The 13,655-nt window shown below is 45.0% G+C and carries 12 protein-coding genes; 5 read left to right on the top strand and 7 right to left on the bottom strand.

Going from position 1 to position 13,655, the window contains the following annotated elements; genetic code table 11:
• Positions 1-78 precede the first annotated feature (78 nt).
• The 5 genes from NSQ58_RS23260 to NSQ58_RS23240 all read left to right on the top strand — a co-directional run bounded on the left by NSQ58_RS23260 (position 79) and on the right by NSQ58_RS23240 (position 6,894).
• Positions 79-450 carry an iron chaperone gene (locus NSQ58_RS23260; RefSeq protein ID WP_023988136.1) on the top strand — a complete coding sequence of 124 codons (372 nt, stop codon included), beginning with the start codon at positions 79-81 and terminating at the stop codon, positions 448-450.
• A gap of 172 nt (positions 451-622) precedes the next feature.
• On the top strand, positions 623-1,300 hold the full coding sequence (locus NSQ58_RS23255; protein WP_254349470.1) for a tetratricopeptide repeat protein: 678 nt from the start codon (positions 623-625) through the stop codon (positions 1,298-1,300).
• Positions 1,301-1,526: 226 nt separating this feature from the next.
• The gene (locus NSQ58_RS23250; protein ID WP_445671681.1) at positions 1,527-2,939 is read left to right on the top strand and encodes an efflux RND transporter periplasmic adaptor subunit; all 1,413 of its coding nucleotides are present in this window, start codon (positions 1,527-1,529) and stop codon (positions 2,937-2,939) included.
• Positions 2,936-6,016 (top strand): efflux RND transporter permease subunit, encoded by a 3,081-nt coding sequence (locus NSQ58_RS23245; RefSeq protein ID WP_160789435.1) that lies wholly within the window; start codon positions 2,936-2,938, stop codon positions 6,014-6,016. Before NSQ58_RS23250 ends, NSQ58_RS23245 begins: the two co-directional genes overlap by 4 nt.
• Positions 6,013-6,894, top strand: coding sequence for a TetR/AcrR family transcriptional regulator (locus NSQ58_RS23240; RefSeq protein WP_023988132.1), 882 nt, complete (start codon positions 6,013-6,015; stop codon positions 6,892-6,894). The genes NSQ58_RS23245 and NSQ58_RS23240 overlap by 4 nt, the downstream gene beginning before the upstream one ends.
• 103 nt (positions 6,895-6,997) lie before the next feature.
• Here NSQ58_RS23240 and NSQ58_RS23235 read toward each other — a convergent pair whose 3' ends face one another.
• The 7 genes from NSQ58_RS23235 to NSQ58_RS23205 all read right to left on the bottom strand — a co-directional run bounded on the left by NSQ58_RS23235 (position 6,998) and on the right by NSQ58_RS23205 (position 13,538).
• On the bottom strand, positions 6,998-7,636 hold the full coding sequence (locus NSQ58_RS23235; RefSeq protein WP_023988131.1) for a GDSL-type esterase/lipase family protein: 639 nt from the start codon (positions 7,634-7,636) through the stop codon (positions 6,998-7,000).
• Between the two features lie 71 nt (positions 7,637-7,707).
• Entirely contained in the window at positions 7,708-8,130 is a 423-nt protein-coding gene (locus NSQ58_RS23230) for a GNAT family N-acetyltransferase (protein ID WP_023988130.1), read from the bottom strand.
• Between the two features lie 42 nt (positions 8,131-8,172).
• The gene (locus NSQ58_RS23225) at positions 8,173-8,727 is read right to left on the bottom strand and encodes a nucleotidyltransferase family protein (RefSeq protein WP_023988129.1); all 555 of its coding nucleotides are present in this window, start codon (positions 8,725-8,727) and stop codon (positions 8,173-8,175) included.
• A 19-nt stretch (positions 8,728-8,746) separates the two neighbouring features.
• Positions 8,747-10,000: an MDR family MFS transporter gene (locus NSQ58_RS23220; RefSeq protein WP_341058295.1), complete on the bottom strand. Its 1,254-nt coding sequence runs from the start codon at positions 9,998-10,000 to the stop codon at positions 8,747-8,749.
• A 54-nt stretch (positions 10,001-10,054) separates the two neighbouring features.
• A complete protein-coding gene (locus tag NSQ58_RS23215; protein WP_053325213.1) occupies positions 10,055-11,770 on the bottom strand; it encodes an ATP-binding protein in 1,716 nt (571 codons plus the stop codon).
• A 49-nt stretch (positions 11,771-11,819) separates the two neighbouring features.
• Entirely contained in the window at positions 11,820-12,884 is a 1,065-nt protein-coding gene (locus tag NSQ58_RS23210) for a cobalamin B12-binding domain-containing protein (protein WP_316243564.1), read from the bottom strand.
• A gap of 192 nt (positions 12,885-13,076) precedes the next feature.
• Complete coding sequence (locus NSQ58_RS23205) at positions 13,077-13,538, bottom strand: MarR family winged helix-turn-helix transcriptional regulator (RefSeq protein ID WP_341058293.1); 462 nt, start codon at positions 13,536-13,538, stop codon at positions 13,077-13,079.
• Positions 13,539-13,655: the final 117 nt, after the last annotated feature.

Raw genomic sequence — 13,655 nt, 5'->3', positions numbered from 1 at the left:
ATATTTAAACCATTTAATGAGAAATAAGTTTGAGGAACTTTTCTGCACGATATAATTTTTAATTAAGGAGGGAACAACATGGAAGCTTTTGCAGAATATTTAGAGCATATTGATAACCCCCAACATCGGGCCCGAACGCAAGAGGTTTTGGCTTGGGTAACCAAGAAGTTTCCAAATTTAATGGCAAAAATTGCGTGGAATCAACCTATGTTTACGGATCACGGCACATTTATTATTGGCTTTAGCGTAGCCAAACATCATTTGGCCGTTGCCCCTGAAAAGGCAGGGATTAATCATTTTTCGGAGTTAATTGTGCAGGCTGGCTATGATCACACCAAGCAGTTGGTACGTATCCAGTGGGATAGTCCAGTTGATTTCTCATTACTTGAGAAAATGATCGAGTTTAATATTTTGGATAAGGCAGACTGTTCAACCTTTTGGCGGGAATAAAAAAAGGTTCCTTTTCTCGTAAAACTATACATCGAGCATCACAAATAAGTATTTTTCTTCTCGCCCCCTCTACCATCCTTCCAAATCTCATCATGCTAATCACCCTTAAAGTGACCCTATGCTATAATGTGGAAAGTATGGATTGTTACATGCACAGGAGGATTGGAGCAGAATGATTGGGAAATTTTTAATTTTCTCTCTACTATGGAGTTTGCTTGGCAACCCGTTTTTGGCAATGCTCGTACTCCTAATCGTGATCTATATATTAGATCGCAGCTTTGTCGGTGTATTGCCCAGCATCAGCAAACCATGGAAAAGAAGACGCAATGCCGCTCGATTGCGCCAACAGATTACGCTAAACGCCAACGATGTGGCTGCCAAGTTCGATTTGGCTCGTATCTGGATCGAAAGCAAGAAATATCCTCAGGCTTTGGAGCTGTTATTGGAAATTCAATCCCGTTATGAAGAATCAGCAGACTATTGGAACGCACGGGGAACGGCTGAAGTTCACACAAACCATCTGGAGGATGGAGAACAGGATTTACTGAAAGCACTGGACATTAACCCGCGGGTGCAATACGGTGAGCCTTATTTGCATTTAGCCGCTGCTTTCAAAGAACGTGACGTAAATAAGTCACTTCATTATCTGCAGCAATTTCAGGAGATTCAGTCTTCTTCCAGTGAGGGCTATTATCTGACAGGCTTGATGTACCGTATGCTGGGACGCAAGGATGAAGCCATTGTAGCCTTTAACCAGTCCATTGCCGTCTATCGCTCTCTGCCCAAATACCGCAAACGAAGTGAGCGCAAGTGGGCTGTACGTAGCTTATTCCGTAAATTAATCGGCTAAACAGCTATATTTATTTTCTTAACGACCTTTCTCTTCTTTTGAGAAAGGTCGTTTTTACGTTTGTCTACCATGTACTTCCACGGACCTGAATCGGCTCCCTTTCGCATCCTGAATTTGAGGCATTTTTTTGTAATCAGTCGTTGACATGCCACAAATCAGGTCATATAATCCGTTTACGAACTGATGAGTTTATATATAAACTTTAAAGTACAAAAAGACAGAAAGGATGATCATCTTGTTAAAACCCAGTCTCTACATATCTGCTATATTCATTCTTCTGTTCACCTCAGCTTGCTCATCTACAGGATCGAGTAATAATGAAGCAGCAGAACAACAAAAGCAAAAGGTGGAAGCGATGGTTGTTAAAAAAGAACCGCTGTCTGCTTCTTTTGACCTTTCAGGCACACTACAGCCCTATGAGGATGCCTCCGTATCTTTTGAGTTATCCGGACTGATTCGCGACACAGTAGTCAATGTGGGAGACTCCGTATCCCAGGGGCAGATCTTGACGATGCTTGATTCATCCAGCTACCAGCTACAACTGGAGCAGGCTAGTACAGCTATTCTTGAAGCACAGGCAGGTATCAAAAATGCTACAGCTGCCATTTCAAGTGCAGATGCCTCCATTCAATCCGCCGACGCGCAAAAGGCAGCAGCTCAAGCTGGAGTTAACAAAGTGAACAAGGGTGCCCGTGAGCAGGAAAGGGCACAGGTCCGTACCAAAGTGCAAAGAGCACAGTCCGCTTTGACTAAAGCACAGGCTACCGCTGAACGCACCAAGCTTTTATATGATCAGGGAGCTGCAACCAAAAACGATTATGAAAATGCGCAGCTCGCTTTGACCAATGCCACCAAGGACCTGGAGGATACACAAGAAGCCCTCTCCTTAATCCAGGAGGGAGCAACATTGGAAGATCGGCAATCGGCAGAATCCAGCCTACAGCAAGCCCAAGCCGGGAAAGAAGCTGCTATCGCTGCGAAGGAACAGGCAGAAGCCTCTCGAGATAACTCAACTGCGGCATATCAACAGGCGGTCATTGCCAAAAAGCAAGCCGAACTTTCCCTCTCCAAGACAGCTTTAAAAGCCCCCATTTCCGGCGTTATTCTGGAGAAAAAGGCAACGGTGGGACAATTGGCGAGCACTGGACAGCCGATATATCGTATCGGACAAATCGACAAGCTCAAGGTGCTGCTCCCTGTTCCCGATCATGAAATCACGAACTGGAAGCAAGGTCAGACAGTCCAACTTCAACTGTACGATGAGAACAGAGAAGGAACGGTCAGCAAAATTTATCCGGCCACCAACACCAATACGGGCAGTATCAACGTAGAAGTGATTGTTCCTAACCCCCAGCATGATTGGGCCCCGGGACAAGTCATAAAGGCAGGCCGCCAACTGACTCAGAGTGAGCAAATTTTGCTCCCAGCCAAAGCTGTCATTAATAACGGTACAGATACTTTTGTCTATAAAGTGGTGAACAACAAAGCGGTCAAGACGGTCGTGAATGTCGGTCAGATGTCCAACAATAAGCTCGAAATTACCAAGGGACTGAATGTCGGGGATCGTATCGTTACCACCGGAGTAAACCTGATCTACGATGGGCTGCTCGTTCAGATCATGGGGGGAACGAGCAAATGATTGCATATTTTATCAAAAAGAAAAAACTGACCCTCTTTATTTTTATCATGGCGATTGTTGCCGGGCTATATAGTGTCTCTCAACTTCCCCGGCAGGAAACGCCGGATATTATCAAGAAAACCGCTGTGGTCACGACCCTCTACCCTGGAGCTACACCCCAAAAGGTAGAACAAACGGTCACGAAGCCTCTGGAACAAAAAATGAAAGAAATCAATCATATTAAAAAGATTTCTTCTACATCCGAAAATGGACTTTCGACGATTATCATTGAGACAGAAGGCAACGCCAATGCCGCAGAAGTCTGGGATACATTACGCAAAAAAATGAACGATGCCCAATTTTTTCTGCCCACAGATGCTCAAAAGCCTGTCGTTAACGATGATTTGAATAAAGTATTTATCCATTCCTACGCCATCACGGGGGACTCTGTGGAGCAATTGTATCAACTAAATGATATGGTGATATCATGGAAGGATCAATTAAAAACCATTCCCGGTGTATCGGAAGTAACAATCAAGGGATTACCGGATCAAGAGGTTCAGATTCAGATTGATGCTCAAAAGCTCCAGCAGTACCATATCAGTTGGGAACAGCTCATGAGTGCAGTGCAGAAGGAAAATGAGCAATATCCGATAGGCAATCTGGATTACAATGAACGTACCTACCGAATGAATGTGACGCAGTCCAAGAATGCTCAGGATTTGAGTAAAGTCATTATTTCCAAAACTGAAAGTGGCGCTCCTGTGTATCTCAGTGATGTGGGCACCGTATTGCTTACACATAACACCAGCAGCTATATGGCCTTTTTTAACGGTAAACCAGCTATTACGCTGACGATTAACGGTAATACCGGCTCTGACGTAGACACGATTTATAGCAAAGTAAATAAAGAAATGCAGTTGTTAAAACCAGATCTGCCTAATACGTTTCAACTGAATACGTTATTTTCACAGACCGAGCGGATTGATCATATTTTTCATGGCTTGACCCGTGAATTGCTGTTTGCCATTGCGGCGGTTGTGATCGTATGTACATTGGGCTTGAATCTGATTACATCCTCTTTTGTGGCACTGGCTATTCCTATTTCAATCGCCATAGGTCTCATTATTCTCCCTATGCTCGGAATAACATTGAATCAGGTTACGGTCATTGGCTTAATTATTGTAATGGGGATTCTAGTCGATGATGCTGTGGTGGTTAATGATAATATTGAACGCAGAATGATGACCTTGGGCGAGAGTCCCAAGATAGCAGCATTAAATGGAACGAAAGAAGTTTCCATTTCCATTTTGACCGCAACCCTGGCAACTGTAGCCTCCTTTGCCCCGCTGTTCTTTTTATCAGGCGATGCAGGCTCCCTTATCAAACCATTACCGTTTGCTGTTATCTTTACGTTATTGGCTTCCATGCTCATGTCCTTTACCGTCATCCCAATCTTTAGAGAATGGTATGGACAACGAAATCAAAAAACGCCCAACTCCACCATGAAGCCGTCGGGACTGCTGGGAAAACAAATTGATGCTCTTCGTAACGTATATACCAGCAAGCTGATTCCGAGAGTCATTAAGCAACCTGGATTATATGCTGCATTAGGATTATTGATCAGTACCACGCTGTACGGCATACTTGCTCTGATTCCGATCGACCTGTTCCCCAGAACCAACGATCCGGAATTAAGCATTAATGTGCGTATGCCTACAGGTACTTCTATAGAAGAAACCAAGCGGGTCACCGAGGATATTGCCAAATGGGTGAAGCAGCAACCTCATGTGGAAACGATCAGTTATGCGGCTGGCGGCGACGCTCCCCGGTTGTTTAAAGATATGACCGCTGACGCCAAAACAGGCACAACCGTGGGTCAAATTGCTATTATTGGGGAAGAAGGTGCATTTGATCCCGATGAAATGGCAGACAAATGGCCCTCCATCTTAAAGGATCGTTATCCGGGTCAATCCATTTCCTTGAAAATAGCTAAAGTGGGGGTGCCTCTCGGTAAGCCGATCTCCATTCGGATTTTAGGCAATGATGTAGATCAGTTGCGTTCGTTGTCACAGCAGTTAAAAGAAGGCATTATGGCTACCAGAGGAACACAGGACATACAAGATAATATGGAAAATGAAGGATATACGTTGGATTTCCAAATCAACAAACAAGCGATGGATCAATATCAGGTAAGCAATAATGATCTGACACGTACACTCTTGTTAATGGGTAATGGCGTGAGCTTTAGCCGATTTGATACGGGGAAAGATTTGATCAATATTAAGCTGAAGCTAAGCCAAACCGATCAAAATCCTGAAATTTTGTTTCAGCAATTGAATGTGACCAATGCCAATGGTATACAAATCCCTTTATCTCAATTGGCTGAGTTGAAACCATCCTTTGCAACACAAAAAATTAACCATTATAATTTAAAACGTTCGATTACTGTTGAAGCTGAAGTTCACGGGCGTACAGCTTCCGAAGTCATGAAGGATGTCAAGCTTAAATTGCAGGATATTAAATTTCCTCCAGGCTACACTTGGGAAATTGGGGGCGAGATTTCAGGACAAGATGACATTTTATCAGAAATAGGATGGTTATATGTTGTCGTCATACTATTAATCTTCATGCTGATCTTTTTGCAATTTTATTCTTTCTCGACTCCACTCATCATATTGACTACCGTGTATATGGCAGCAGCAGGCGGATTTCTTGGCTTGTTCATTCTAAATACGCCGGTTAGTTTTATGGGCGTGTTGGGCTTAATGACCTTGGCAGGTATTGTCGTACGTAACGGCATTGTGCTGATTGAGTTTATTGAGGATGCAAGACGTGAAGGGATCGAACTGAAGGAGGCGGTTATTGCAGCGACCAAAGCGCGTTTCCGTCCCATATTGCTTACTTCACTGACAGCCATTGTCGGTCTGATTCCGATTGCGCTTATTGGAGAGCTTATGTTTAGACCGCTGGCGTATACCATTATGTTTGGATTGATGTACTCGACCATTCTTACGATGTTTGTGGTTCCGTCCCTGTATATGGTTATTGCCCGCTGGAAATTAAAGAGACAGAGCAAAAAATTGGGGGTACAATGAAAAAAATAACGAGTGAAGATATTATCTATGCCGCCCTTTCCCTGTTTTCTGAAAAAGGGTACGATGCCACCTCGGTGGATGAAATTGCCCGCAAAAGCGGGATGGTCAAGGCTTCCTTTTATAAATACTTTCAAAGTAAAGAAGAGTTGCTGCTGGGGACAATCGTCCTGATTGAAAAACTTCTTGATGCAGATATTAAAGAACTTTATTTGAAGCATCAGCTACCTTCCCGTGAAAAGTTGAGACAACTGTATTTGATTGCGCTGGGCCGGATTTATAAGAATAAAGTTCATTTGCTGGTATACTCCGTCCCTTTAATCGGTTCTAAGGAAGAAAAAATCGCACAAGCCATTGATCGTGTTGAACATTATTTGTCTAACGTGATGGTTGATTTCTTAATTGATGCTTATGGACAATCTATACGTGACTATGCGCACGATATCAATTTTGTCATCAAAAGTATCATTATTAATTCCTTCCGAATGAGCGATTCAGAACTGTCCTCAACGGAGCATCAAACACTGGCTGAATTTATTGTCAGCATTACGGATATACTGGCACAAGGAATGTTGAGCCCTGATGTTCAACATCAAATCATGTGGGGCCGCGATTCCGTATTCTATGAAGATTCTGATCAAATCTGGACCAAAGGAAAACAAATCTCCTATGCACTGCAACGTATAGATACGGTTCTGAAACAAACTAAATTAAATGAAGCTACCCGGAATGAATATGTGCAAATCCTAAGCAGATTACAGCGTGAGCTCTCGGAAGAAAACGTGGAAATAGCTCACGTGAAAGCCCTCCTTCTATTTTTGGGACAGCTGCCCGAGTTGCTGGAAGACTGTACCAAGCTGAAGGCTGTATTGGAGATTTAGCACGCCGAAATGCATAAAAAGAGGTTCATGATAGTCAGATCTACTGCCATCATGAACCTCTTTCTTTAATATACTTTGTCCGATCCCAAGCATCCTCTCACGCTCAGCGTAACGGCGCATAACCAAGCCGATTCAGCTCTTCCGCAATCACACGATAACCACGACTGTTCGGATGCACCCGGTCTAACGAAAGCAGTGCCCGTTCATAGCCCTCAAATGCGGGATAAATGTTCGCCACCCGGTAATTGGGTCCGCCCAATGTGTAGAGAAACGAGTTGTACTGGCGCACATATACTCCCGCCTCCCTTACCCCTGGAAAAGGATTATATAATCCCACCATTCGGATGATAAATGGCTCACGCTGACCGGACTTTATCTGATACAGGGCATGTACAATTTGGCGCACATGTTCTTTTGTGTGATTCAGGGCTTGCGGAATGGAGGAACCCGACAAGCCGGAATCTCCAGCAAGGGCGCTGATGTATGGGCGCAGATCATTCCCGCCGATCGTTACCGTTATAAGTTCAGCCCGGCTGAGCGCCGACCGAAAAAGCGGATTGTTGCGGACCATTGACAGCAACTCCTGCGATGTCAGCCCGTTGATTCCCAGATTCTCGTAACTGACTGGCGTACGGAGATGTCTTTCTGCCATTCGCCGATAGATAGGTACAAATCCGCCGCTCAGCAACGTCCCCGCACCTGTTGTTAAAGAATCTCCAATCGCTGTATAGTGGTACGCCAATGAAACCCACCTCCCTTTTTCTACATAACATATCTTATGTAGAAAGAGGAACGCGGGACCCGGAGATTCGCTTATTCTTCGTCTATTTCATATACACAATGGAATTGCCCACCATCCGGCAAATCCTCTGATCCATATACGGCAAAGCCCACATTGCGGAAGAAATCTGCCCCCTCCGCATCCGTGTCCACAGTAAGCCGTTTCGGATTACGCTCCTGGATAAGCGTAAGCAGCATGCCTCTGGCATATCCTCTATGACGGTTTTCAGGCAACACGGCCAGATGGCGAATTACGGTTGTTCCATCCTCCTGCTCCTCAAAGCCAACAATACCTACAATAAGTCCTTCATCTTCTACACCGAACAGCTTCCAGTCATCCGAGGCTTGATAGGTACGTAAAGCTGCTTCTCCGCGTTCAGGATGATCCAGCACAGCGTAGGTTAACAGCTCCAGAACCTCCTCACGATCTGAATCTGTTTTTATATTTTTAAACATTGTATGTCGTCTCTCCTTAATATCCTGAAATTAGGATTACCTCTAATTCTCCATAATAAGCAACGGCCAGTTATCAAGCCACTGCTTCTCAAATACACGCTGACGAAAAGCCGTTGTGTGACGAAACAAAGGACTTTGCCGTACCCGCATATCCAGCAGATCTTCCAATCCATGCGGACAAATGACCTCTATTTGATCCTTGTCATTCAATCTAACCGCCACAGCCGTTGCCGTCTCTGGCCAGCGGCTCATCGCATCCTCTATCGAGGAATAAGGAGCCTCTCCGTTGCGAATATGCATCCGAGCCTGATTTTTGACAGACCAGTTACGTCCAGCCTGCTTACGGTTCAAGGACAATTCTAGATACTCATCTCGTTCCTCTAGCGTATTTTTCGGGTCAAAGTAAATAACATCAATATCGTTTAAAGGTGTAGCAGTTGTATAGCCATGGAGCTTGTCCCAAACCCGGTTACGTACATAGCCTGCGGCAATACATCCTTGCGGCAACTTCAGCTCTCGCACATATCGCAAGTCTTGCAGTACCTGCGGATCATTCATATATTGTATGATTCGTAGCACATTTTCTTCCGACTTCATCCTGCACTCAACTCCCTTTTTATGATGACAGTTGCTGCACCGATTCTCCTCCTTGAGCCGCGATCCGTGCTGTACGCTGCGCCAGACGGCGGCGTGCGACCAGAAGAAACGGAATGCCAATCACAACCGACAGGGCAACCGGAACAAAAACGGCAAGCGGCGCCGTTTGACCATAGATATCCAGCAACCAGCCACCAAATAAAGGAGCCAGCACGCTTCCCAAATTATTAAAGCCGATTGTACCGAAGTAGGTCCCTTTATATTGAGCATCTGCAATTTGGTCAATCAGTACGTCCAACATCGTGAACAATAACACTTCACCAACCGTAAACAGCACCATATCCAGTATAAACATCCAGCCTGAGTTTAGCATACCGCACAGCAACAGGCTGACCGCAATACATATATTCCCTGCAATCAAGGAATTCACCGGGGAAAATCGACTTGCCAATCGCACCAGCGGATATTGAAATGCCAATACACAAACCGCGTTGACCGTCAGCATGTATGTAAACCATCGGGTTCCTTCTGCGAAGGATAAGGACAAGAATTGAGGCATTGTGGAATTGGAATGAGCATAGCCCATCACACAAAATACCGTTCCCAGCAAAATCGGCATAAACACCGGATCACGGCTGGCTGTACGGAATGCCTCGCCCATCCGCAGTGGAGCCTCTTCCGCCGTTGTACCTATATGCAGATCCGATGCATACCGGGCAAATTGGATCAACAACAGTACCCCGTACAATGCGTACACACCAGCAGCTACCATAAACGGCGTACCCGTGGATGCAGATCCTAACATTAAACCAAGCAACGGCCCTGCCACCACACCAACATTAATGGCCGCATATCTCATATTGTAGATAAGCAGTCTTTTCTCCTTCGGGGTTACATCTGATAACAGTGCCCGTGAGGTTGGCTCGAACAAGGATCTGCACAGCCCATTCAGAGCATTAATCACAAAAAAGGCCCAGGCTGCTTCCGCCAACGCAAAAGCAACGAATACAAGCGCCCAGCTCGCAATGGACACCAGCATCACCTTACGCCGTCCGATTCGATCTGAAATATATCCACCGTAAAAGCTGGCAAAAATGCCGACCAACGAGCTGACCGAAACGATCACCCCCGTATGAAAGGGTGACACCCCTAGACGGGTGGTAAGGTAAATAGACAAAAATGGGATACTCATGGATGTCGCCATCCGTCCAAAAATTGTACCGACAATAATCGTCCAGGCCAGCGGGTGAATGGAACGTAACTGTTCTTTCATATATGTCTCTTACGTCCTCCTTCCGTATGCAAGTCTAACAAGGGGGAAACCTGTCTAGCACTGGTGAATATAGCGTTCCAGCTCTAAACACGTTGCTTGATAGACAGATTGGAGCGCAGACAACTTCGCTTTCGCATTCTCAAGTCGGTTCTCCCGTGCAAGCTGTTCAATATCGGACAGCAACGAGGACAAACGCCCGACACCCAGACTCACGCTGCCTGATTTCAACTCATGAGCAGCCTCTACTACTTTTGTGGCTTCGCCCGCAGCAGCCAGTTCTCTTAACCTATTGATTTTGGCAGGTGTATCACTAGTATACATTTCGACCAATGACTCCAGTAGTCCCGTGCTGCCATCCTCGTCCAGCATCATAATTTCACGTATAACTTCCTCATCCAAAATCGGCTTGGTTTCAGGCTTTGGAAGCCATTTGACAAGCTTTTCAGAGAGCCTTTCAATCGTTACTGGCTTCATCAAGTAATCGTTCACTCCAACCTCCTGGCCCCGTGCCTGATCCTCCTCGGACACATTTCCGGTCAAAGAAATGATTGGCACAGGTGGTTGCTGGTTTTCTGCTTCCCGCTGGCGGATCGCTTTCGCCGCATCATGACCATTCAGCAGAGGCATATGATGATCCATTAGAATACAAGCGTAGGATCGTTCGGAGGCCGCTCTTACAGCAGCTTGTCCATCCTCAGCAAAATCAATATGCTGGAATCCCAAGTGGTTAAGCTGTAATTGCACCACCTGACGATTTACCCGATTATCCTCAGCCACCAAAATAGTTTGAGAATGACTGTGCTCACGCAGCAACTCGCTAAACACCTTCAAATCACCAGTTTCATGCTTCTCCATTTCGTCTGCCTGCTCCGATCCTTTCATGAAGGGAATTTCAAACCAGAACGTAGAGCCTTGGCCTTCTTCACTGACGACCCCAATTTCTCCCTGCATGAGTTCCACAAATGAACTGCATATCCATAGCCCCAGACCCGTTCCTCCATATTGGGAGGCGCTTCCTTCACCGGCCTGTACATAGGGCTGAAACAGCTTATTCTGATCCTCCGGTGAAATCCCAATACCCGAATCCTGCACCTCAAACCGAACACGTTGGGAATCTTTTGTTTCCTCCACTAATTTTGTTCGAACGATGAGCAATCCTTCACTCGTAAATTTATTCGCATTGTTCAACAGATTGAGCAAGATCTGCATGATCCTTGCCGAATCTCCCTCCAGATGCTCTGCCACACTGGTATCGGTCTCTATACTCAACCGGTTACCCATCTGATAGATTTGCGGCTCCAACAACTGGGCAACGTGACTCATAATCGCCTGAACTCTGACATTTCCGATCTCCAGTTCCATCTGTCCTGCTTCCACTTTGGATATATCAAGCAGATTATTAATCATGTTCAACAACAGGGAGGCTGACTCACGTATCACACCGATGGCCTGCCGTTGATCTGGGGAAAGTTTGGATGAACCTAACATTTCGATCATTCCAAGTATTCCATTCATTGGCGTTCTGAATTCATGACTAACCACAGCCAGAAAAGTGCTCTTTAGGTCATTAGCCCGTACGGCTTCTTCCTTCGTCCGTGTTAATTCCGCATTACTTTTGGCAAGCTGACGCTGCAGATTGACCAGTTCGTTGTTCATTGATGAAAATTCATTCAGCAGCTTTTCTTCCTCAGCCTTGCTTTTCACAATCTCATCCGTTAATTGTTCGACCGTTTTCCGCAGGACAGCCATTTCTGCTGTCGGTTCCTTCATATTAAAAGGCCCCCTTTACAAAATGACTAACAGGTTCACAAAACTAACCTTATTTCCTGAGCGAAAGTAAGTCACCTGCAACCTCCAGTGCTTCCTCCGCACCTGGTGCGTATCCGTCCGCCCCTACTTCCTGCCACAAGTGGGAATCGAGATTAAAAGGCAAGCCTCCGACCATAATTTTCACATGGCTAGTAGTTGGGTCTTGCCGAATGAGAGCAATCAACTCTTTCACTAGATGGACATGGTAAGCCATGGTAGCTGAGATAGCCACCACATCCGCCTTGTAACTCACAATGGCCTGAAGCAGACTCCGGTTAGGTACATTGGCACCTAAATAATACGTATCCCAACCATCCATTTCAAATATATCAGCCAGCATACGCAGACCAAATTCATGCTGCTCGCTGCCTACACACGCCGCCACGAGGCAGCGTTCCTTACTTCCACTTCCCATCCATCTGGGGTACAGGCTGGAAATAATAAATTGAGTCGCGGCAGTGCAAAAATGCTCTTGACCGACGGTGATTTTGCCTTCATGCCATAGACGCCCTATTTCATATTGCGAAATTTGAAAAATATATTTATACGTATGTTGAATAGAGATACCCTCATCCAGCAAACGGACGATCCAATCCAAAGCCTGTCTGCGATTACCTGAAAGTAAATATTCCAAATATTGAGCCACGTTAGCAGCATAAGGATTATCATCTGTAATAAAAGAGGCATACTCCTCTTTCTTTCCAATTTGCTGTATCCCCAAATCCAGATGCTCCAGCACCATGGTTTTATCCGTATGATCGAAGTGCTCTACCAACGTCTCCTGGATTAATCTGAAATTGATGCTCAAATCTTCTTGGGTTATGCCGAAACCCTCCAGAAGCTTTTTTAACCAGGAAACATACTGTGTAAATAAAATAGGGCTGTTCATGATTACACTTTCAGCTAAATAGTTCAAACTATATATAGAATCCTGTTTTGTCTTTATTTTACCGTTATCCCCAAAACGTTGCAAAAGATCGGGCTGTAATTCGTATTGCTTATGGGTAACTAATTCAGCCAAAGCTCCTGCTTGCATCAATAGCGATTCACCTGCGGTATATTGCTGTATACTCATGTACAGCTCCTTCCCCGACAAGGTATTGTATTCGAAACAGATACTGGGGATTTGTTCCAGACGTGACTATTAGACAATTATACCTGATTTGCGTCTCTACATTAACCCTACTCCCCAAAATACGACAAAAAAATAAAATACCGAGAAGTCGGTATTTTATCTAAAAGCAGATTTAACCTGCACATGCACAATTTATGATCCGTTACTCTTCTGCCCCTCAGCCGTTAGTCCAAGCTTTTTTAACAGTTGAATAGCCTGCTCTTTCTCTTCCACAGATAAGCCATCTACGGTCTCCATAATGACACGATGATGCTGCGGGAATATTTGCTCAAAGAAATGACGTCCATCATCAGTCAATTCTGCATAAATCACACGCCGATCATCTTGTGATGCACGACGGGTAAGCAAGTTTTTTTTCTGAAGTTTATCTACCACGTACGTAATATTCCCACTAGAGATTAGTACCTTTTCACCAATCTTCTGCAAAGGCTGTGGTCCCCGATAATACAGCAGATCAAGCACTCCAAATTCTGTTGTATTTAATCCATGACTATGAATGTCCCGATTCGTACGGGACGTGACCGAATTATAAGCACGAGCCAGAACAACGAACAAATTAAGTGCTAAGTCCTGATCATCTGGTTTTACAGACATATTAACAGCCTCCGTTACTCATATCTTTATTCCAAGATATCTTAATTGTGCACTTTTGTCAAGTTTAAGCGTTCCTTTCCCTGCTCTTACGGCCTATAAATGGAGGAATTACCGTCT

The sequence above is a fragment of the Paenibacillus sp. FSL M7-0134 genome, from assembly GCF_038007865.1.
Classification (GTDB): Bacteria; Bacillota; Bacilli; order Paenibacillales; family Paenibacillaceae; genus Paenibacillus; species Paenibacillus polymyxa_B.
The sequence above is the reverse complement of the archived record's forward strand: the minus strand, read 5'-3'. Positions and strand labels throughout refer to the sequence as shown.